Genomic DNA, 20,209 nt, shown 5'->3' with positions numbered 1-20,209 from the left:
CTGTGCGAGCAGTGGCTATGCTATAGTTCGCGCCCTCATTTTTACCCGCCGATGTGTTTCGCCAGCCATGACCAAACGTGAAGCTCCAATCTACAAGGTGATTTTCCTCAACCAGGGCCAGGTGTTCGAAATGTACGCCAAGCAGATCTATCAAAGTGATCTGTGGGGTTTCCTGGAAGTGGAAGAATTCGTCTTTGGCGAGCGCACGCAAGTGGTCGTCGATCCGAGCGAGGAAAAGCTCAAGGCGCAGTTCGAAGGCGTGGTGCGCAGCTTCGTGCCAATGCATTCGATCGTGCGCATCGACGAAGTCGAACGCCTGGGCACCCCGAAAATCAGCGAAGCCCGCGGCGCGGTGGGCAATGTGATGCCGTTTCCGATGCCGATGCCTGAGAAGTAGGATTCAAGATCGGGTTGCTCCCAATCGCGAGCAAGCTCGCTCCCACAGAGGGGGCTTTGTGAACACAAGATTTGTGTACACCAGCGATCCAGTGTGGGAGCGAGCTTGCTCGCGATGAGGCCATCAAGGCCTGCGCAATAATCAGGGCAGAGGTGAGAAGGGCGTACGCCCATCGGCGTTCTGCAATTCCATCAGGTATTTGCGAAAGATCTGCCCCAGCACCTGGGTTGCCACTTCCAATTCGTCACGGGGCATTTGCTCGGCGACTTCGTCGGCGGTGTCCAGGGCTTCTTCGGCGCCGTTGACCGCGGCCATCTTCAGGACGATATAGGCCTGGACGTTGTTGGCCGGCACGCCCTCGCCATGGAAGAACATGCCGCCGAGCTTGAATTGCGCCTGGGCATGGCCTTGCAGCGAGGCTTTTTCGAAGTAGTCGAGGGCTTTTTTGAGGTCGCGCGGCGCAGCCTTGCCTTCGTAGTAGAACTCGCCCAACTCGTATTGCGCTTGTGCATCACCTGCGTCCGCCGCTTTTTGACAGGCGTCGAGTGCCGGTGCGAGATCTTGTGGCTGGGTATTGAGCGTGCAACGGCCCAGCGCCGGGATCAACAACGAGTTACCGCCTGCCTGTGCATTCGCGAGCAGGGGCTGAAGGAGCAACAGGCAGCCCAAGGCAAGGGTGCGGCCGGTGCGGTTCATGGGAATCGACTTACCTCTGAGGGGCGCGCGGACCCTCCGGGGGATCCAATAAGCGCGCATTATGAAATAAGCAGGGCCATCCTTACAAAGTCTTTACTCGTTTTTCTGCTGCGAGGGAATGCTAATAGCTGCTTCGGGCATAAATACGTAGGAAAAAGGCGGGAGGTTGTCGGCAATCACTGACGCCAGCTTCAGCCAGCGTCAGTTATCCACAGGCTTATTTCAGCGCAGCAAAGGCCCGTTCGGCCGCATCAAGGGTGATCTTCAGCTCGGTCTCGCCATGGGCGATGGAAGTGAAGCCGGCTTCGAATGCGCTCGGCGCCAGATACACACCGCCGTCGAGCATCAGGTGGAAGAAGCGCTTGAAGCGGTCGGCGTCGCTGGCCATCACGTCTTCGAAGGTGACGATGTCATCGGCGCCACTGAAATACAGGCCGAACATGCCGCCGGCCTGGGTGGTCACGAACGGAATGCCTGCCGCGTCGGCACGAACCTGCAAGCCGTCGAGCAGGCGGGTGGTGTAGTCGGTCAGTTCGGCGTGGAAGCCCGGGCGGCTGATCAGGCGCAGTGTGGTCAGGCCGGCGGCCATGGCCAGCGGGTTGCCCGACAAGGTGCCTGCCTGGTAGACCGGGCCCAGCGGCGCGATGCATTCCATGATCTTGCGCTTGCCGCCGAAGCAGCCCACCGGCATGCCGCCACCGATGATCTTGCCGAAGGTGCTCAGGTCCGGCGTGACGCCGTAATGGGCCTGGGCGCCGCCGAGGGCTACACGGAAACCGGTCATCACTTCATCGAAAATCAACACCACGCCATGCTGGTCGCAGAGGCTGCGCAGGCCTTCGAGGAAACCCGGTGCCGGCGGTACGCAGTTCATGTTGCCGGCCACTGGCTCGACAATGATGCACGCCACTTCCTGGCCGACTTCGCCGAGCATCTTCTCGACTTCTTCAAGGTCGTTGAACGGCAGGGTCAGGGTGTGTTTGGCGAACGCTGCCGGTACCCCGGCCGAGCTCGGCACGCCCTGGGTCAGTGCGCCGGAGCCGGCCTTGACCAGCAGGCTGTCGGAGTGGCCGTGGTAGCAGCCTTCGAACTTGATGATGCTGTCGCGACCGGTGAAGCCCCGCGCCAGGCGGATCGCGCTCATGGTCGCTTCGGTGCCGGAGCTGACCATGCGCACCATTTCCATCGACGGCACGATCGAGCAGACCAGGTCGGCCATCTCGGTTTCCATCGCGGTCGGAGCGCCGTAGGACAGGCCGTGTACCAGTTGCTTGCGCACCGCATCCAGCACGTCCGGATGGCTGTGGCCGAGGATCATCGGGCCCCAGGAACCGACGTAATCCACATAGCGTTTGTCGTCTTCGTCGGTGACGTACGCGCCTTCGGCGTGCTTGAAGAACAGCGGGGTGCCGCCGACGCTCTTGAACGCACGAACGGGCGAGTTCACGCCGCCGGGGATGTGTTTCTGGGCATCGGCAAACAGGGTTTCGGAACGGGACATGGTTGGGCTCTCGAAAACGGAAAAATGGACTATTTGATCTGCAGCAGCTCGTTGAAGGCGCGGGCGCGGCGCGTCACTTCAGTGGTGCTGTCGGCGCCGAACAGGCCGTGGACCACCGCCAGCAGGTCGACCCCGTGGGCCACTAGCGGGGCGGCGTTGTCCAGGGTGATGCCGCCAATGGCGCACACCGGAACATGCAGTTTGAGGTGCGCCTGTTCGAGCAGTTCAAGGTTTGCGCTGGGGGCGCCGGGCTTGGTGTTTGAGTTGAAGAAACGCCCGAACGCGACATAACTGGCGCCTTCGCTGGCGGCCTGTTCGGCCAGTGCCAGGCTGGCGTGGCAGGTGGCACCGACGATCGCCTTGTGCCCGAGCAGTGCCCGCACTGGCGCCAACGGGCCATCGGTCTGGCCCAGGTGCACACCGACGCCCAGGCGTGCGGCCAATTCTGCGTCGTCGTTGATGATCAACTGGGTCTTGTAGCGCTCGCACAGGTTGCGCAGTGCTTCGGCTTCCCGCAGGCGGCGGGCCTCGTCGCTGCTTTTATCACGGTATTGCAGCAGGGTGACGCCACCTTCCAGCGCCGCTTCCACATAAGCGAGGAACTTGCCGGCCAGCAATTGGCTATCGGTGATGGCGTAAAGGCCACGTAATTTCATTCCACAGGCCTCCGGTACTACGAGCAGAAATCCAGCGGCAGGCGACGCGGCACGAACTGGCCTTTGCCCAGTTGTTCGGCATCGCGCAAGGTGCGCCAGGTGTAATCCAGTGCCGTCTTGACGGCGCTGGCGAGCTGTTCGCCCTGGGCCAGCCGACCGGCCAGGGCACTGGCCAGGGTGCAGCCGGAACCGTGGTAACTGCCGGGCAGACGCTGGCAGGTAAAGGTTTCGCGCCCGCCGTCGCGGCTGTACAGGCGATTATGGACTTCATGTTCGTCGCCGTGACCACCGGTGATCAACAGGTGTTTGACGAAGGGCAGCAGTTTTTCCGCGCACTCGTCGGCGCTGCCCTCGGGCAGTTCGGCGAGGATGCGCGCTTCAGGCAGGTTGGGGGTGGCGATGATTGCCAGGGGCAGCAGGCGTTCGCGCATGGCGTAGCCGACCTCATCCTTGCCCAGGCGCCCGCCACCGCCGGCGCGCAGCACCGGGTCGCAGACCATGGGCAGGTGCGGGTGCGCCTGGAGCAGTTCGACCACCGTGTCGACCATTTCCAGTGAGCCAAGCATCCCCAGCTTGACCGCTGCCACCTGGGCGTCGTTGAGCACGGCATTGGCTTGTGCCAGCACCCACTCTCGGTCGAGCACTCGGAAATCGCTGACGTTGACGGTGTCTTGCACGGTCAATGCGGTAACGGCAGGGGCGGCATGACAACCCTGGGCAAGCAGGGCTTCGATATCTGCCTGCAAACCGGCGCCACCACTGGGGTCGTGGCCGGAGAGACAGAGGACAACGGGGCGAGAGCTGTAGATATTCATGGTGCGCGAGCTTACCACCAAACCTCTTTTATCGGTGGTCGGACTCAGAGGGTTTTATGCGCAGTCGCTTGCGGGTGGATGCTTTTTTGCCCCGTCATTTGCCGACCTGAACAACGCAACAGCTCTATCTCAATGCTTTGCTCTGAAACGCCCGTTCTAGAGCCTTTTGTAGGAAAAAATTCAATGGTGCAAATTGGCCATCAGCGGCTATGCTAGAGATGGATCCAACTCATAACAGGTAATGCCGGTTTTACGTCTACTCAGGGAATGGGGGGCTTCCTGACTCAACCGGACAGGCCGCGCTGGGGCTTAAATGCGCTATTTGCTGATGTTGTTGCTGTGCTTGTCCCCTTTGGCAAGTGCTCTCGAATTCGATGAATTCACCCAAAACCTGCCCTTGGGCCATGCCCTGCAGGTGTTCGAAGATGCGCGCGGCACGGCCACCATTGACGATGTCCTGGCTCAGGCTGCCGCTGGTGCTTTCAAGCCCCATGACCAAGCTACCCTGAACGCCGGTTACTCGCGATCAGCCTTCTGGTTGAAAATCGACCTGCACTACCGTCCTGCCAATCCGGACGCCCAGCGCACCTGGCTGCTGGAGCTGGCATACCCGCCGCTGGACCACCTCGACTTGTATTTGCCCGATGCGGCGGGGGGCTATCGCCTGGTTCGCCAGACCGGTGATGCGTTGCCGTTCGCCAGCCGCGAGATCCGCCAGAACAACTACCTGTTCAGCCTGGCTTTCAAGCCCGAACAACAGCAGACCCTCTACCTGCGCCTGCAAAGCCAGGGTTCGATCCAGGCGCCGCTGACGCTGTGGTCGAGCACCGCGTATCTCGAACAACAGCCCGTGCGCTTGTATGTGCTGGGGATCATCTATGGCGTGCTGCTGGGGATGCTGGTCTACAACCTGTTCATCTACCTGAGCGTGCGCGATACCAGCTACCTCTATTACATCTTCTACATTGCCTCGTTCGGCCTCTACCAGTTGTCGGTCAACGGCGCCGCCGTGGAGTACTTCTGGCCGGACAACCCCTGGTGGGCCAACGCCGCGACGCCGTTCTTCATCGGCTGCGCGGGCCTGTTTGGCAGCCAGTTCGCCCGCAGTTTCCTGCAAACGGCCCAGCATAGCCGTTGGCTGGACCGCTTGCTGCTGGCGCTGATCGCCTACAGCGCCGGGGTGGTCGGCCTGTCGCTGATGACCAGTTATGCCCTAGCGCTGCGCCTGGCGACGGTGTTGGCGCTGCTGTTCACGGTGGCGATCTTTGCCGCCGGGCTGTTTGCCTGGTGGCGTGGCCTGCGGGTGGCGCGTTATTTCATCATTGCCTGGTCGGCGTTTCTGCTGGGGGGCATCGTCAATACGTTGATGGTGCTTGGTTACCTGCCGAACGTCTTCCTGACCATGTACGCCAGCCAGATCGGCTCGGCCATCGAAGTGGCGCTGTTGTCCCTGGCCCTGGCCGACCGCATCAATGCCATGCGCGAACAGCAGGCCCAGACCCTGTTGGACGCCGGACAGAAACTCGAAGTGCTCAACCAGCAACTGGCCCACGGCAACAAGCTCAAGGATGAATTCCTCGCCACCCTGACCCACGAACTGCGCACGCCGATGAATGGCGTGATCGGTTCCCTTGAGCTGATGGAAACCGTCGAGATGGACGAGGAACTGACCCAGTATCAACAGACCGCCGCCGGTTCGGCGCGGGACATGATGCGCATGGTCAATGGCATGCTCACCCTGACCGAGTTGCAGGCCGGCAAGCTCAAGGTTTATCCGGCACCGTTCAGCCTGCGTGGGGTGGTCGATGCGCTGCAGGTGCAGTTCGGCGCCAATGCCGCGGCCAAGGGCCTGGACTTCAAGGTCGACGTGGCCCCGGGTTTGGCGGACCGGTTGCTCGGCGACAGCGGCAAACTGGCCCAGAGTCTGGAATGCCTGCTGGACAACGCCATCAAGTTCACCCGGGTTGGCGGCCTGGCCCTGCGAGTCAACGGCAGGCCGACGGCGCTTGATCGGCTGGTGCTGTCCTTTGCCGTCATCGACACCGGAATCGGTTTTACCGACCTGGGGGAAGCGACCTTGTACCAGCGCTTCTTCCAACTCGACGGCTCGATGACCCGCGAATACGGCGGCCTCGGCGTGGGGCTGGCTATCTGTCGGCAACTGGTGGAACTGCTGGGCGGACGCCTGACCCACACCTCCGAGCCCGGTCGCGGCAGCCGTTTCCAGTTGGACGTGGAGTTTGACGTGGCCTTGCCAGCGGCGGTCCCGACGCCGTTTTCCTTCGGTGGCCGCCAGGGTTCGCGCCAGCCGCAGGATTGCACGGTGCTACTGGCCGATGACAACAGCATCGATCAGTTGGTCATGCGCGGCATGTTGCTCAAGCTCGGTTATCGGGTGCGCACCGCCGACAGTGGCCGCGCCGCGCTGGATCTGCTGCACGGCGAGCGCTTTGATGCGGTGCTGCTCGATTGCCAGTTGCCGCCGCTGGACGGCGTGTCGCTCTGCTGCCAGATCCACACCTTGTCCGGCTGCGAGGAACTGCCGGTGCTGGTGGTCAGCCCGAACGTGGGGCGCGAGTGCTGTCCTGCGGGCGCGCCGGTCGATTACTTGAACAAGCCAGTGAAGTTCGAGGCGCTACAGGCGATGCTCCAGCGCCGGGTGCTTTGCCCAAGACAGGGTGAAAGCGCCGACATTTAGGCGCATATGACACTTTGTTCGGCCTGGAGGCGGTGCTTAACTGAATCCCTGGCCGATCGAGGAGCCCTGTCATGAACCTGCACCAGTTCGCTGAAACCCACGACGTCACCAATCAGCCGCCGTCCCTGGATGGCGCCAACCTGTACCGCATCGACCTGCCGCTGCAGCAGTGGTCGCAGCGCTTTGGGGCGGGCTGGGCACAGGCGCGGATCGATGCGTATGGGGCGCTGGCCGGCGGGCCGTTGATGGAAGCGGGCTTCCTGGCCAACCAGAACAAACCGGTGTTCTCCAGCCATGACCGTTACGGCCATCGCATCGACCTGGTGGAATTCCATCCGGCTTATCACCAGTTGATGCGCACTGCCGTCGAGCACGGCCTGCCCAGTTTGCCCTGGGCGCACCCGCAACCCGGCGCGCATGTCGCCCGGGCGTCGATGACCTATTTGCATAGTCAGGCCGAAGCCGGCACCGGCTGCCCCCTGACCATGACCTTCGCCAGTGTGCCGGCGCTGCGCTTGCAGCCGGACCTGGCCGAGCACTGGGTGCCCAAGGTGCTGGCCACCGAGTACGACCCGCGCAACGTCGGCATGGCCCACAAGGCCGGCGTGACCCTGGGCATGGCGATGACCGAAAAACAGGGCGGCACCGATGTGCGGGCCAACACCACCAAGGCCTATCCGGTGGGCGCCAGCGGCCCGGGCCAGGCCTATGAGCTGGTTGGGCACAAATGGTTCTGTTCGGCGCCGATGTGCGATGCCTTCCTCACCTTGGCCCAGACCGACAAGGGGCTGACCTGTTTCCTGTTGCCGCGCCATCGCCCCGACGACACCCGCAATCAGTTCTACATCCAGCGGCTGAAGAACAAGCTGGGCAACTGTTCCAACGCCTCCAGCGAAGTCGAGTTCCGTGGCGCACTGGCCTGGATGGTCGGTGAAGAAGGGCGGGGCGTGCCGACGATCATCGAGATGGTCGCCATGACCCGTTTCGATTGCATGGTCGGCTCCAGCGCCCTGATGCGCCAGGCGCTGACCCAGGCCAGCCATCACTGCGCGCACCGCAAGGTCGGTGGCAAGTTGTTGAGTGAACAGCCGCTGATGCAAAACGTCCTGGCTGACCTGGCGCTGGAAAGCGAGTCCGCACTGGCCTTGAGCCTGCGCATGGGCCGGGCGCTGGACCACTTGAATGACGAGCATGAGGCCAAGTTCGCCCGGTTGGTGACGGCAGTGGGCAAGTACTGGATCTGCAAGCGCGCCCCCGCGATGATCAATGAAGCCGCCGAATGCATGGGCGGTGCCGGCTACGTCGAAGACAGCATCCTGCCGCGCCTGTACCGCGAAGCGCCGGTCAATTCGACGTGGGAAGGCTCCGGCAACGTGCAATGCCTGGATGTGCTGCGCGCCTTGTCCAAGGAGCCCGGCATGCTGGAGGTATTGTTCCGCGAACTGGGCGATGGCCACGGCGACAAGCGCCTGGCTGGTCACATCCACCAATTGCACGCCGCGTTCAAGGATACCGACGACATCCAGTACCGCGCCCGGCAATTGACCGAAGACATCGCCGTTGGCCTGCAGGCCAAGCTGTTGCTCGAAGCCGGGAACAGTGAGGTCAGCGATGCCTTCATCGCCAGTCGCCTGGGTTCGGCCGGCCGGGTGTACGGTGCCTTGCCTCGGGGCTTGAATGTCGAGGCGATCGTGACGCGCTCCACCCCACACGGCTTTTAGACACGACACGTACCCTGTGGGAGCGAGCCTGCTCGCGAAGGCATCGGTACATCCAACATTTGTGCTGCCTGGCACACCGCTATCGCGAGCAAGCCCAGCTCCCACAGAGCATTCCGGAGTCCATGTGGGAGCAAGGCTTGCCCGCGATGACGGAGGTACATCCAGCATCTGTGGTGCCTGATACACCGCTATCGCGAGCAAGCTCAGCTCCCACAGAACATCCCAGAGTCCATGTGGGAGCAAGGCTTGCCCGCGATGACGGAGGTACATCCAGCATCTGTGGTGACTGATACACCGCTATCGCGAGCAAGCTCAGCTCCCACAGAACATCCCAGAGTTCATGTGGGAGCAAGGCTTGCCCGCGATGACGGAGGTACATCCAGCATCTGTGGTGACTGATACACCGCTATCGCGAGCAAGCTCAGCTCCCACAGAACATCCCAGAGTCCATGTGGGAGCAAGGCTTGCCCGCGATGACGGAGGTACATCCAGCATCTGTGGTGCCTGATACACCGCTATCGCGAGCAAGCTCAGCTCCCACAGAACATCCCAGAGTTCATGTGGGAGCAAGGCTTGCCCGCGATGACGGAGGTACATCCAGCATCTGTGGTGACTGATACACCGCTATCGCGAGCAAGCTCAGCTCCCACAGAGCATCCCAGAGTCCATGTGGGAGCAAGGCTTGCCCGCGATGACGGAGGTACATCCAGCATCTGTGGTGCCTGATACACCGCTATCGCGAGCAAGCTCAGCTCCCACAGAACATCCCAGAGTCCATGTGGGAGCAAGGCTTGCCCGCGATGACGGAGGTACATCCAGCATCTGTGGTGCCTGATACACCGCTATCGCGAGCAAGCTCGCTCCCGCAGGGAATCGATCGAGTCCACTACGCCACTGTTCCCGTCGGGCGGCGATGCAGGCAAGATGAAGGCCTGCAAGTCAGAACACAGGAAGCTGATCGTGACCGAAGCGTTTATTGTCGTTCAAACCGCCGAACAAGCCGTGGATCGTCTGGCGGCCCTGCACGAGCGTGCGACCACCGCGTTGAACCAGGCGCTGATGCGTTATCTCAAGGACCGCGTCGAGCCGGATGCCGAACAGCGTGCGTTGTTTCGCTATCCGGCCTTGCGGCTGACCTATCACTGCCACGGCGAAGTCCCGCAAACCACGCGAGCCTATGCCAAGGTCCAGTTGCCCGGCACCTACAGCGTCACCGTCACCCATCCCGCCGCCTTCCGTAAGTACCTGCTGGAACAGCTGGTCCCGCTGATGCACGACTTTACCGTCACCGTGGAAGTGGGCGTCAGCGAGCAGAACATTCCGTACCCGTACGTGGTGGAGCAGGGCGACGAACTGGCCGGCTCCGGCGTGACCGCCGCCGTGCTGGCGCGGGTTTTCCCCAGCACCGACCTGTCGGCGGCCACCGATGGCATTGCCGATGGCCTCTATGACTGGGAAAACACCGACCCACTGCCCTTGGCGCTGTTCGACGCCGCGCGGGTGGATTTTTCCCTGCGCCGGCTGGTGCACTACACCGGCAGCGACTGGCGCCATGTGCAGCCGTGGATCCTGTTGACCAACTATCACCGCTATGTCGACCAGTTCATCGTCCATGGCCTGGAGCAACTGCGCAGCGACCCGCGCTTTGTGCGCATGGTCTTGCCGGGCAACGTGATCATCGACAAGAACATGGAGCACAGCGAAGCATCGGCCATCGCCGCCGGTGTGGTCTGGCACCGCTACCAGATGCCGGCCTATCACCTGCAGACCAATGATGGCCATGGCGTGACCCTGGTGAACATCGGCGTTGGCCCTTCCAACGCCAAGAACATCACCGACCACCTGGCCGTGCTGCGCCCGCATTGCTGGCTGATGATCGGCCACTGCGGCGGGCTGCGGCAGTCCCAGACCATCGGTGACTACGTGCTGGCCCACGCCTACATGCGCCGCGATGGCATTCTCGATCGGGTGGTGCCGCCGAACATTCCGATTCCGGCCCTGGCCGAAGTGCAGATGGCGCTTCAACAGGCCGCGGCGAACATCACCGGCGAAAAGGGCGACGAGCTGAAAAAACGCCTGCGCACCGGTACCGTGCTGACTTATGACGACCGCAACTGGGAACTGCGCTGGGCCCAGGAGCGTCCGCTGATCAACCTGTCCCGCGCGGTGGCGGTGGACATGGAAAGCGGCACCATCGCCGCCCAGGGTTATCGCCTGCGGGTGCCTTACGGCACGTTGCTTTGTGTCTCGGACAAACCGTTGCACAGCGAAATCAAGCTGCCGGGCTCGGCCAACGCGTTCTATGAGCGAGCGGTCAACCAGCACCTGAAGATCGGCATCGAGGCGTTGGACCTGTTGCGCACCGAACTCAACTCGTTGCATTCGCGCAAGCTGCGCAGCTTCGACGAGCCGCCGTTCCGCTGATGCCCCGTTGAAGGGGGTGGTGGTTATTTAACGGTCGGGCCACTAGCATGGTGGGCCCGAACGTTAAATGTTGTATTCGCCATGCCCCGTCCTCCACGCCCTGCTTCCCGTCGCCCTGGCGCGAAGCTTCCAGCCTCCGCCCCGCGCCGTATGGCCAAGGCCCCGCCGGCCGAGCCGAAGCTGATCCTGTTCAATAAACCCTTCGATGTACTGACGCAATTCAGTGACGGTGAGGGGCGGGCGACGCTCAAGGATTTTATCGACGTACCGGGCATCTACCCGGCCGGACGACTGGACCGCGACAGCGAAGGCTTGCTGTTGCTGACCAACGATGGGCAGTTGCAGGCGCGGATTGCCGACCCCAAGCACAAGCTGGCCAAGACCTATTGGGTACAGGTGGAGGGCGAGCCGAGTGCCGAACAGTTGCAGCGATTGCGCGATGGGGTGGAGTTGAACGACGGCATGACCCTGCCGGCCGAGGCGCGCTCATTGGATGAGCCGCAATTGTGGCCGCGCAACCCGCCGGTACGTTTTCGTAAAAGCGTGCCCACAAGCTGGGTGGAGCTGGTGATACGCGAGGGGCGCAATCGCCAGGTACGACGCATGACCGCCGCCGTGGGTTTGCCGACATTGCGCCTGGTGCGGGTCAGGATCGGCGACTGGACGATCGAAGGGCTCGATCAGGGCCAGTGGAAGGAAGTGCCAGCGCGCTTATAACGCTCCGGACTCGATCAGGCCGATCACCACGCTCTTGATGACGAACGCGGCCACACCGAGGCCCAGCACGAAAAACAGGATGAACGAGCCGAAACGTCCGGCCTTGGACTTCTTCGCCAAGTCCCAGACGATGAAACCCATGAAAATGATCAGGATGCTGACCAGGCCGGTCATCATCCACTCTTCGAAAACAGCAGGATCCATCAGGACACTCCGGCGTGGGCGGGGTTGAAAAGGCGCGGCGAGTATAAGGCATGGGGCGCGGGCGCGGGATTGGCCTGCGGCGGTGTGTCGCAGCTATTCATCGGCTGGGCTGACGCCATCGCGAGCAGGCTCGCTCCCACAGTGGATCTGTGTCAGGGCGCAATTCCTTGTGGGAGCGAGCTTGCTCGCGATGGGGGTTTCAGTTACGCAGGTGAGTCAACGGCAGTTCGGTGCTGTTGAGTACCTGGTTCAGCACAAAACTCGAACGCACGCTGGTGACGCCATCGATCCGGGTCAGGTGCCCCAGCAGCAGTTTCTGGTAGTGGTCCATGTCCGGCACCACCACCTTGAGCTGGTAGTCCGCGTCCATCCCGGTCACCAGGCTGCACTCCAGTACTTGCGGCAAGTTACGGATGGCGGCTTCGAAGTTCTCGAAACGCTCGGGGGTGTGGCGGTCCATGCCGATCAGCACATAAGCCGTCAGGCTCAGGCCCAGCAGCTTGCGGTCGAGCAGGGCGACCTGGCGGGTGATGTAGCCGTCATCCTCCAACTGCTTGACCCGTCGCGAGCAGGGGGAGGGCGACAGGCCGATGCGTTCGGCCAGTTCCTGGTTGGAGATGCGCGCGTCGCGCTGCAATTCCGCCAGAATGCTCAGGTCGTAACGGTCGAGTTTGCTCATCGGTCGGGCCTTTATCTTGATAATTGCGGCAGATTATCTATCCGAGGTTAAAAATTGCGCAAGTTGTGTTTATTTCCGCAATCTTCGCAATCATCTGTCGGCACCTCAGGTTTACTCTTATCACCAAGATCACTGCTCGGACAAACAGTCCAGTGCAGCCCGCCCAATCAGGCCGGCTGCGGTCGCAGTACCCACCGGTACTGGCAGACCCCCGAGCTGCACACTGTCCAGAAGACGGCGTGAGGTGAGCCGACGTCATAAGCGTCGAGCACGGACGAAATTCTCAAGGGGAGGCCGACGGGCCTCCCTTTTTTAATGCCTGCGAAATAAACCCCGTGGCTGATAACCTATCGCAGAACCGGCCTGGGCTTTTCCAGTCTTACTATCAGGCCCTGAACCGTTGTGAGGAATTTCATGAAGTCGCGCATCTGGCGTTTGGCAGGTGTTGGTCTGTTGTGGGCAAGTGTCAGTGCGCAGGGAATGGCCGACGATCAGCAAAACCGTGGCGGCCCCGACGGCGGTCGTGGTCAGGACGGACGCGGCGGCAACGGCCAGGGTTACTCGGGCCAGCCGCGGCCGCAGAGCAACGAAATCATTCGGGGCGACAACAGTCGTCAGTTCGAGGTCAAGCCACAGCCGCAATACCAGGGCGGCCAGCGCTATGATCGTGGCCCCCAAGACCCCAACGACCATGGTCGTCCGCAGCCGCAACCCGGCAACAACCTGCCGATCCAGGGCCGGCCCGACAGCGTGACCCAGACCCGCGAACCGCAACCAGGGTATTACCGCGATGTCCCGCGTCGCAACGACGGTTATCCAAACGGCGGGCCACGCCCAAGCCACGACAATCGTCCCGAGCAGCATTGGCCCGGTCGACCGGACGGCCATGGCAACGGCTGGGGCCGGGGCCGCAGTATCGCCCGGGTTACGTGATCGACCGTTTCCCGGATCGCAACTACCGCGTGCCCTATCGCGGCCAGGATTATTTCTACTCGGGCGGCTACTGGTATCGCCCTCAAGGGCCGCGTTACATCGTGGTCGAGCCACCGCGGGGCATCCGTACCCGTTACCTGCCCGATTACGCCAGGGAAGTGTGGATCGGCAGCTCGCTGTTCTTTCTCGCTGCCGGCGCCTATTACATCTATGAAGCCAGCACCCAGGACTACGTCGTGGTCGAGCCGCCCGTGGCCAACCCGCAGCCTCAACCGCAAGGCAACAGCTTTGACGTGGTGGCCTACCCGGCTAACGGCCAGTCGCCCGAGCAGGTCAACCAGGATGGCTACGACTGCTATCGCTGGGCGGTGCAGCAGAGCGGTTTCGACCCGCGCAATTACAGTTACCCACCGGCACCGGAAGTGGTGCAGACCTATCGCCAGGCCCAGGGCAGTTGCTTGAGCAGTCGTGGATATCAGGTGACGTACTGAGATGCGGTAAAGATCGTGCGGACGCTGCTTCTTGTGGCGAGGGGATTTAGCGAAACGTCGCACCGCCCCGCTGGACTCTGTAGGAGCTGGCGAAGCCTGCGATCTTTTGATCTTGCTCTTTCGCTTTCGATTCAATAGCCAGGGACAAGATCGCAGCCTCGTTGCACTCGACAGCTCCTACAGGGCTCCTCGCCACAGGTTTTGTGTTCGAACCTCGGGGGTATCAGGCGCTGGCGCGCTGCACCACTTCCGACGGATCGGCATGCACCAGCACTTCGGCCTTCGGATAAGCATGATGGATCGCATCGGCGGCCTGGTCGCTGATGCCGTGGGCCACTGACAGGGTCAGTTCCCCCGGCAACTCCAGGTGCAGTTGCACGAACCAGTGGTTGCCGGAGATCCGCGTACGCAGGTCATGGGCACCGAGCACGCCGGGCACGGCGCAGGCCAGTTCCAGCATGTGCTGGCTGACGTCGGGCGGCAGTTCCTGATCCATCAGCACGGCGAAGCTTTCCCGGGCGATCTGGACGGCGCTCCACAGAATGTAAATGGCGATCCCCAGGCCGAACCAGGCGTCGAGTTGATACCAGCCAAACCCGGCCAGCACCAGCGCCACCAGGATGCTGCCGTTGAGCAACAGGTCGGAGCGATAGTGCAGCGAGTCGGCGCGCACGGCGTTGGAGCCAGTGGCGCGGATGACCCGATGCTGCAACGCCAGCAGCGCCAGGGTCAGCCCCAGGGAAAACACGATCACGCCGACGCTCAGCCAGGGGGCATCGACCGGCACCGGGTTTTTCAGCCGCTCGAAAGCCTGCAAGGCAATCAATACCGCACTGCCGCCGATAAACAGCGCCTGGGCCATGCCGGCCAGGGATTCGGCCTTGCCATGACCGTAGCGATGATCATCGTCGGCGGGGCGCAGCGCGTAATGCACCGCCAGCAGATTGAGCAGCGAGGTGACGCCGTCCAGTGCCGAGTCGGTCAGGCCGGCAAGCATGCTCACCGAGCCACTCAGCCACCAGGCCAGGGCCTTGGCGACGACCAGGGTAAGCGCCACGGCCACTGACGCCCGGGTGGCCAGGCGCAGCAGACGGGCGTGTTCGATGCTGGTGGTCATGGTGCGGTCGTTCCTTGAGCGGCGCCTGTCATGCGGAAGGTTTGAGGCCGAGGGCGGCCAGTTGTTGCGCGCTGCCCTTGTGCTGGATCAGCCGAGGATCGTCCAGCGGGAAGCTGCGGCCCAGTTCGCGTTCCAGGATCGCCTGCAACACGTGGTTATTGACGGTGCCGTCGGGGTTGATGGCTGGCTTGAGTTTCTCTGGTTCGATCTGGACGCTTTTGCCCGGCTCGAAGTAAATGGCACCGGTGGCAAAGTCCACGGCGAACGCGATCAGGCCGGGGATGATGTAGAACAGCAGGCCGACGGCGTCGAGCGCGGCAATCGCCGGGTCGATCTTGCCATCGATCTGGCCGCGACGGTCCGGGTAGAAGATCGAGCCACAGGCGCTGATTTGAGTCAGCAAGGAGGCGACCAGGACGCCACCGATCACGCGAAAGGGAATACGCATAGCAATCTCCTGAACAGGTAAAGGCGTTGCTGGTTGGAGTCCAGACCACGCTAAACAGTTCGCCGTTATACTCGGCCCTCTGTTTTGGAGCCAGCATGATTTCTTTGCCGATTGATGAAGTTTTACCCGCCCTGCGTCAAGCCTTGGCATCGCGCCACGAAGCCGTGCTCGAAGCGCCGCCCGGTGCCGGTAAAACCACCCGTGTTCCCCTGGCCTTGTTGCACGAGCCCTGGCTGGCCGGGCAGACCATCCTGATGCTCGAACCCCGGCGCCTGGCGGCACGGGCGGCGGCCGAGCGGCTGGCCAGTGAACTGGGGGAAAAGGTCGGTGAAACCGTCGGCTACCGGATTCGCCTCGACAGCAAGGTCGGCCCCAAGACCCGCATTGAAGTGGTCACCGAAGGCATCCTCACCCGGCGCTTGCAGGACGACCCGGCGCTGGAAGGCGTGGGGTTGCTGATTTTCGATGAATTCCATGAACGCAGTCTCGACGCCGACTTGGCCCTGGCCCTGAGTCTCAACGGTCGGGAGCTGTTTCGCGAAGACCAGCCACTGAAGATCCTGCTGATGTCCGCCACCCTGGAAGGTGAGCGCCTGGCCGGGTTGCTGGACAACGCGCCGATCCTGCGCAGCGAAGGCCGCATGTTCCCGGTGACGGTGCGTTGGGGCCGGCCGTTCCAGCCCGGCGAGTTCATCGAGCCGCGGTTGGTGCAGACCGTATTGGATGCACTGGGGGATGAAACCGGCAGCGTCTTGGTGTTCTTGCCCGGGCAGGCCGAGATCCGCCGGGTCCATCAGCAACTGGCCGAGGCCTTGGGCGAGGGTGGCAATGTGTTGCTCTGTCCATTGCACGGCGAACTGGACCTCGCCGCCCAGCGCGCCGCCATCGACCCCGCGCCACTCGGCCAGCGCAAAGTGGTGCTGGCCACCAACATCGCTGAAACCAGCCTGACCATCAATGGCGTGCGGGTGGTGATCGACGCCGGTCTGGCCCGGGTGCCGCGTTTCGACCCGGGCAGCGGCATGACCCGACTCGACACCCAGCGCATTTCCCGAGCCAGCGCTACCCAGCGGGCTGGTCGGGCCGGGCGTCTGGAGCCTGGTGTCTGCTATCGATTGTGGTCCGAAGACCAGCATGAACAATTGGCCGCCTACGGCAGCGCGGAGATTCTGTCGGCGGACCTGGCTGGATTGGCCCTGCAGTTGGGACGCTGGGGCGTGACGCCGCAGCAATTGGTCTGGCTCGACATTCCGCCCACCGCTGCGTATGCCCAGGCCCAGGACCTGCTGCAACGCCTGGGCGCGTTGGAAGGCGAGCAACTGACTCGCCATGGTCAGGCCATGGCCGAGCTGCCGGCCCACCCGCGTATCGCTCATTTGCTGTTGCGCGGTCAGGCGCTGGGGCTGGCGGACATGGCCTGCAACGTCGCCGCACTGTTGGGCGAGCGCGATATTCTGCGTGGCGCCGGCGCGGATCTGCACAGTCGCCTGGCCTTGCTGTCCGGCGAAGAACGCGCAGCGCGCGGCGCCCAGGGCGGGGTGCAGCGGGCGCGACAACTGGCCCGGCAATATCGCGGTTACCTGCGAGGTAAAGCCGAAGAAGCCGTGGCCGATCCCGATCATCCGCGCTGGCTTGGTGCGTTGCTGGCGCTGGCCTACCCGGACCGCGTCGCCCAGCAACGCCGGCCCGGCGGCGCCGAATATCGTTTGGCCAACGGCCGTGCGGCGCTGTTTGCCGAGGCTGACAGCCTGATGAAACAAGCGTGGCTGGTGATCGCCGACCTGGGCAGCCGTCAGGGCCAGCGCGAAGAGCGGATCTACCTGGCGACGGATTTCGACCCGGCGCTGTTCGATTCGGTATTGGCCGAACAAGTCCGTGTTGTGGATCAACTGGATTGGGACGAGCGCGAAGGCGTGCTGCGCGCCGAGCGCCAGCGCAAGGTTGGCGAACTGGTGCTCAGCCGTGAACCGCTGACCGGCCTGGATGAGTCGGCCCGTAGCCAGGCCCTGGTGAACCTGGTGCGGCGCAAGGGCCTGGAGTTATTGCCCTGGACCCCGGAACTGCGGCAATGGCAGGCGCGGGTGGCGCTGCTGCGTCGCCTGGACCTGGACGCCAAGGGCGAGAGCGAATGGCCGGATGTCAGCGATGGCGCATTGCTGGGCAGCCTAGAGCATTGGTTGATGCCGTATCTGGGCCGAGTCTCGCGCCTCAGCCATTTTGCCAACCTGGATTTGTCGAGCATCGTTCACAACCTGTTGCCCTGGCCCCTGCCGCAACGCTTGGATGAATTGGCGCCGCACCATTTGAGCGTGCCCTCGGGGTCGTCGATCCGCCTGGACTACAGCGAGCATCCGCCGATCCTGGCGGTGCGCTTGCAGGAGCTCTTCGGCCTGGCCGACACCCCGCGCATCGCTGGCGGGCGCCAGGTGGTCAAGTTGCACCTGCTGTCACCGGCGCGCCGGCCGGTGCAGGTCACCCAGGATCTGGCGAACTTCTGGCGCAGCACCTACGCCGAGGTGAAGAAGGACCTCAAGGGGCGCTATCCCAAGCATTACTGGCCGGACGATCCGCTGGTGGCGGAGGCGACGGCGCGGGTCAAGCCGCGTAAGTGAGCTGAGGATATTCAGGATATGAAATACAAACTCTGTGGGAGCCGAGCTTGCTCGCGATAGCGGTGTGTCAGTCAATGACCGTGCTGCTGATCCACCGCAATCGCGAGCAAGCTCGGCTCCCACAAAGGGCTAAGGCGCTGCCGGCAACAGGAACCGCGCAATCACCGGCAAGTGATCGGAGATACGCAAGGTGTCGTCCTGCCTTACCTGGGCTTCGACCCGTTTGAGGCGCGGACTGTAGAAGAGGTAGTCGACGGTGCGGTCGGGGCCGTTGAGGCCGGGGTCGTTCGGGTAGTGGGTCAGCCAGTGTTCGCGGTCGATACCGCTGGCCTCGTTGTTGGTGGGGATCATCGGGTATTTGTCCCACAGCAGGTGCAGAGGGCTGTCGGCGGAGTAGGGCGTGCGTTGCTCGGTCGGCAGGCGTCGGTACTGGCCCAGGGGCAGCAGGTTGAAGTCGCCGCCGATCAGCCAGGGTGTGCCAGCGGATTCGAATTTATCCAGGGCCTTGGCCACGGCGGTGATTTGTCTGGGCAGGGTTTCGTCCGGCTCGGTGGCCCGTTCCAGGTGGGTGTTGAGCACTGCCAGTTGACCGCCGCCGCTCAGCGGCAGATAGCTCACCAACAAGGCATTTTTCGGCTGGAACTGACGGCTGATGATGTTGGTGTCGGCCACCGGCAGTTGTACCCGTTCGGCATGGTCGATGCGGTAGCGACTCAGGGTCGCCAGTTGCCGGCCGACGCTGCCGAAGATGTGCGGATCGGGGACGAAATCGGCCTTCCAGTCGAAGGCACTGGTGCCGCACGGATAGAGGTCGGCCAGCCGCTCCTGCAACAGCTTGAGCTGGTCCTGGTAATCGCTGGCCTTGGCGCCCTTGTCCAGTTCCTGGAGCAGCACGACGTCTGGTTGCTCGTCGCGGATGACCCGTGCCACTTCGTCGAGGCTGAAGGCCATGTCTTCCAGGGTCGGGCTTTCATCGTTGCCCTGGGCCAGGTCGTGCCAGAACACGTAGCGTTTGCCGGCGAGGAACTGGACGTTCCAGGTCATCACCTTCAAGGCCTGGCCGGGCGCCAGCGGTGCTGCGTTGGCGGTGCAACTGACCGGCAAGGTTTCCCGGGGCTGTGGCCGCCAGGTCAGGCCGTAGATCGACAGGGCGGCCAGGCTGAGGATCAACAGCAGGCCCAGCAAGGTGTAGCGCAGTAGACGGGTCATGGCTCGGCTTATGGGCGAAACGCGAAAGTGATCCCGAGCATAACCGAGAGCGGTTCTCAAGCCCAAGCCCAGGGCCTTCGCAGTGTGCGATCAGCGGTTGTCAGGCTTGGCTTCGATCAACATGAACATGCGGAACAGCACCACGCTGGTGAACAGCTGCAAGAAGCTGTGGACGCTGTCGATCAGCAGGCTGAGCACAGGGTTCTGAGGCGGTGGATACACCGAGACGCTGACGCCCTTGAGCAGCCACAGCGGGCCCATCACACAGAGAATACACAGCAGGACCCGCCAGAAGTTGCCGCGGGACATGTTCAGGCTTTCCTTCATCGCCGCCAGGGGTGTCAGGCCCCTGAGGACCAACAGGTATTCACTGAAGGCCAGGGTCACCATCAGCCACAGGCCCGGCAGGAAGTACAACGACAGCCCCACCAGGATCAACAGCGTGTTGAGGGCCGTCAGCAAGGCAAAGCGTGGCCACAGGGTGAGGGCCGTTGCGAGCAGGTCACGGGTGCGTGGTGCTTCACCGCGGCTGCGGGCGTCGAGAAACAGGATCAACGCGGCGGTGTACAACGGGTACACCAAGAGCCCGACGATCACGCTGTAGCCGGGGAAACCCTCGGGGCCGACGGCGCTGTCCACGCCTTGCTGCAGCAAGGCCTCGAGTATGACCAGCGGCAGGCACAGCTGGGCGATCCGGCCCAGATGGCGCTTGAAGAAATACAAAGAGTCGCGCAGCACGTCAAACGGATTCATGAGTCGGTATCGCAGTTCAAAAGCGGTCCGACACTTTAACCGATCAAGCGCCCGCACAAGCAAACGTAAACATCAGGTAAAGACCATTGAAACCTTTGCGGCGAGCCCCATTACTGGTGGGCACCGGTCTTCTGGACC

General features: G+C 62.8%; 16 protein-coding genes and 1 pseudogene. 7 read left to right on the top strand and 10 right to left on the bottom strand.

The genetic code is table 11. The features are described 5' to 3' along the window. The first annotated feature begins 67 nt into the window (after window positions 1–67). Window positions 68–397, top strand: coding sequence for a DUF1820 family protein (locus tag KI235_RS26465; RefSeq protein ID WP_003185742.1), 330 nt, complete (start codon window positions 68–70; stop codon window positions 395–397). 141 nt (window positions 398–538) lie between these two features. Here the strand turns inward: KI235_RS26465 and KI235_RS26460 are convergent, their stop codons facing one another. From KI235_RS26460 to KI235_RS26445, 4 genes are all read right to left on the bottom strand, one after another. Beyond that, entirely contained in the window at window positions 539–1,093 is a 555-nt protein-coding gene (locus KI235_RS26460) for a tetratricopeptide repeat protein (protein WP_003205863.1), read from the bottom strand. Between the two features lie 217 nt (window positions 1,094–1,310). After that, window positions 1,311–2,594: a glutamate-1-semialdehyde 2,1-aminomutase gene (gene hemL / locus KI235_RS26455; protein ID WP_003205861.1), complete on the bottom strand. Its 1,284-nt coding sequence runs from the start codon at window positions 2,592–2,594 to the stop codon at window positions 1,311–1,313. Window positions 2,595–2,623: 29 nt separating this feature from the next. After that, window positions 2,624–3,250: a thiamine phosphate synthase gene (gene thiE / locus KI235_RS26450; RefSeq protein WP_027912068.1), complete on the bottom strand. Its 627-nt coding sequence runs from the start codon at window positions 3,248–3,250 to the stop codon at window positions 2,624–2,626. A 17-nt stretch (window positions 3,251–3,267) separates the two neighbouring features. Further along, window positions 3,268–4,065, bottom strand: coding sequence for a hydroxymethylpyrimidine/phosphomethylpyrimidine kinase (locus KI235_RS26445; protein WP_003205858.1), 798 nt, complete (start codon window positions 4,063–4,065; stop codon window positions 3,268–3,270). A 313-nt stretch (window positions 4,066–4,378) separates the two neighbouring features. On the opposite strand from KI235_RS26445, the gene KI235_RS26440 reads away from it, so the two are divergent. From KI235_RS26440 to KI235_RS26425, 4 genes are all read left to right on the top strand, one after another. Further along, window positions 4,379–6,763, top strand: a complete 2,385-nt coding sequence (locus KI235_RS26440; RefSeq protein ID WP_212795365.1) for a hybrid sensor histidine kinase/response regulator — start codon at window positions 4,379–4,381, stop codon at window positions 6,761–6,763. Between the two features lie 71 nt (window positions 6,764–6,834). Continuing rightward, window positions 6,835–8,484 carry an acyl-CoA dehydrogenase family protein gene (locus KI235_RS26435; RefSeq protein ID WP_039014203.1) on the top strand — a complete coding sequence of 550 codons (1,650 nt, stop codon included), beginning with the start codon at window positions 6,835–6,837 and terminating at the stop codon, window positions 8,482–8,484. A 924-nt stretch (window positions 8,485–9,408) separates the two neighbouring features. Further along, window positions 9,409–10,908, top strand: a complete 1,500-nt coding sequence (amn, locus tag KI235_RS26430; protein WP_161796662.1) for an AMP nucleosidase — start codon at window positions 9,409–9,411, stop codon at window positions 10,906–10,908. A gap of 150 nt (window positions 10,909–11,058) precedes the next feature. Further along, window positions 11,059–11,625, top strand: a complete 567-nt coding sequence (locus tag KI235_RS26425) for a pseudouridine synthase (RefSeq protein ID WP_161796661.1) — start codon at window positions 11,059–11,061, stop codon at window positions 11,623–11,625. Here the strand turns inward: KI235_RS26425 and KI235_RS26420 are convergent. Beyond that, window positions 11,620–11,829, bottom strand: a complete 210-nt coding sequence (locus KI235_RS26420; RefSeq protein ID WP_003185724.1) for a DUF2788 domain-containing protein — start codon at window positions 11,827–11,829, stop codon at window positions 11,620–11,622. The genes KI235_RS26425 and KI235_RS26420 overlap by 6 nt on opposite strands. Window positions 11,830–12,028: 199 nt before the next feature. Continuing rightward, window positions 12,029–12,508 carry an Lrp/AsnC family transcriptional regulator gene (locus KI235_RS26415; protein ID WP_003205850.1) on the bottom strand — a complete coding sequence of 160 codons (480 nt, stop codon included), beginning with the start codon at window positions 12,506–12,508 and terminating at the stop codon, window positions 12,029–12,031. 414 nt (window positions 12,509–12,922) lie between these two features. Here KI235_RS26415 and KI235_RS26410 point away from each other — a divergent pair. Continuing rightward, window positions 12,923–13,932 (top strand): annotated as a pseudogene (locus tag KI235_RS26410) (DUF6515 family protein). Window positions 13,933–14,155: 223 nt separating this feature from the next. On the opposite strand, the gene KI235_RS26405 reads toward KI235_RS26410, so the two are convergent. Both KI235_RS26405 and KI235_RS26400 read right to left on the bottom strand, forming a co-directional pair. After that, window positions 14,156–15,049 (bottom strand): cation diffusion facilitator family transporter, encoded by an 894-nt coding sequence (locus tag KI235_RS26405; RefSeq protein ID WP_027912153.1) that lies wholly within the window; start codon window positions 15,047–15,049, stop codon window positions 14,156–14,158. 28 nt (window positions 15,050–15,077) lie between these two features. Beyond that, the gene (locus tag KI235_RS26400; protein WP_003205846.1) at window positions 15,078–15,497 is read right to left on the bottom strand and encodes a hypothetical protein; all 420 of its coding nucleotides are present in this window, start codon (window positions 15,495–15,497) and stop codon (window positions 15,078–15,080) included. Window positions 15,498–15,592: 95 nt separating this feature from the next. Between KI235_RS26400 and hrpB the strand changes: the two genes are divergently transcribed. Further along, the gene (hrpB, locus tag KI235_RS26395; RefSeq protein WP_003205845.1) at window positions 15,593–18,109 is read left to right on the top strand and encodes an ATP-dependent helicase HrpB; all 2,517 of its coding nucleotides are present in this window, start codon (window positions 15,593–15,595) and stop codon (window positions 18,107–18,109) included. 129 nt (window positions 18,110–18,238) lie between these two features. On the opposite strand, the gene KI235_RS26390 is transcribed toward hrpB, so the two are convergent. Further along, window positions 18,239–19,318: an endonuclease/exonuclease/phosphatase family protein gene (locus tag KI235_RS26390; protein WP_013694261.1), complete on the bottom strand. Its 1,080-nt coding sequence runs from the start codon at window positions 19,316–19,318 to the stop codon at window positions 18,239–18,241. A 90-nt stretch (window positions 19,319–19,408) separates the two neighbouring features. Then, window positions 19,409–20,071: a YciC family protein gene (locus KI235_RS26385; protein WP_003205840.1), complete on the bottom strand. Its 663-nt coding sequence runs from the start codon at window positions 20,069–20,071 to the stop codon at window positions 19,409–19,411. Between the last annotated feature and the right edge of the window lie 138 nt (window positions 20,072–20,209).

It is taken from the genome of Pseudomonas sp. St386, assembly GCF_018325865.1.
Classification (GTDB): Bacteria; Pseudomonadota; Gammaproteobacteria; order Pseudomonadales; family Pseudomonadaceae; genus Aquipseudomonas; species Aquipseudomonas brassicacearum.
Note: the sequence above shows the minus strand (reverse complement) of the source record. Positions and strands in the feature narration are given on the sequence as shown.

Bases quoted from the DNA above. Each gene is read 5' to 3' on its own strand.
- amn (WP_161796662.1), top strand. From the start codon at position 9,409: ATGAAGGCCTGCAAGTCAGAACACAGGAAGCTGATCGTGACCGAAGCG.
- KI235_RS26445 (WP_003205858.1), bottom strand. From the start codon at position 4,065: ATGAATATCTACAGCTCTCGCCCCGTTGTCCTCTGTCTCTCCGGCCAC.
- KI235_RS26425 (WP_161796661.1), top strand. From the start codon at position 11,059: ATGGCCAAGGCCCCGCCGGCCGAGCCGAAGCTGATCCTGTTCAATAAA.
- KI235_RS26385 (WP_003205840.1), bottom strand. From the start codon at position 20,071: ATGAATCCGTTTGACGTGCTGCGCGACTCTTTGTATTTCTTCAAGCGC.
- hemL (WP_003205861.1), bottom strand. From the start codon at position 2,594: ATGTCCCGTTCCGAAACCCTGTTTGCCGATGCCCAGAAACACATCCCC.
- KI235_RS26460 (WP_003205863.1), bottom strand. From the start codon at position 1,093: ATGAACCGCACCGGCCGCACCCTTGCCTTGGGCTGCCTGTTGCTCCTT.
- hrpB (WP_003205845.1), top strand. From the start codon at position 15,593: ATGATTTCTTTGCCGATTGATGAAGTTTTACCCGCCCTGCGTCAAGCC.
- KI235_RS26440 (WP_212795365.1), top strand. From the start codon at position 4,379: ATGCGCTATTTGCTGATGTTGTTGCTGTGCTTGTCCCCTTTGGCAAGT.
- KI235_RS26465 (WP_003185742.1), top strand. From the start codon at position 68: ATGACCAAACGTGAAGCTCCAATCTACAAGGTGATTTTCCTCAACCAG.
- KI235_RS26400 (WP_003205846.1), bottom strand. From the start codon at position 15,497: ATGCGTATTCCCTTTCGCGTGATCGGTGGCGTCCTGGTCGCCTCCTTG.
- KI235_RS26390 (WP_013694261.1), bottom strand. From the start codon at position 19,318: ATGACCCGTCTACTGCGCTACACCTTGCTGGGCCTGCTGTTGATCCTC.
- KI235_RS26405 (WP_027912153.1), bottom strand. From the start codon at position 15,049: ATGACCACCAGCATCGAACACGCCCGTCTGCTGCGCCTGGCCACCCGG.
- thiE (WP_027912068.1), bottom strand. From the start codon at position 3,250: ATGAAATTACGTGGCCTTTACGCCATCACCGATAGCCAATTGCTGGCC.
- KI235_RS26420 (WP_003185724.1), bottom strand. From the start codon at position 11,829: ATGGATCCTGCTGTTTTCGAAGAGTGGATGATGACCGGCCTGGTCAGC.
- KI235_RS26415 (WP_003205850.1), bottom strand. From the start codon at position 12,508: ATGAGCAAACTCGACCGTTACGACCTGAGCATTCTGGCGGAATTGCAG.
- KI235_RS26435 (WP_039014203.1), top strand. From the start codon at position 6,835: ATGAACCTGCACCAGTTCGCTGAAACCCACGACGTCACCAATCAGCCG.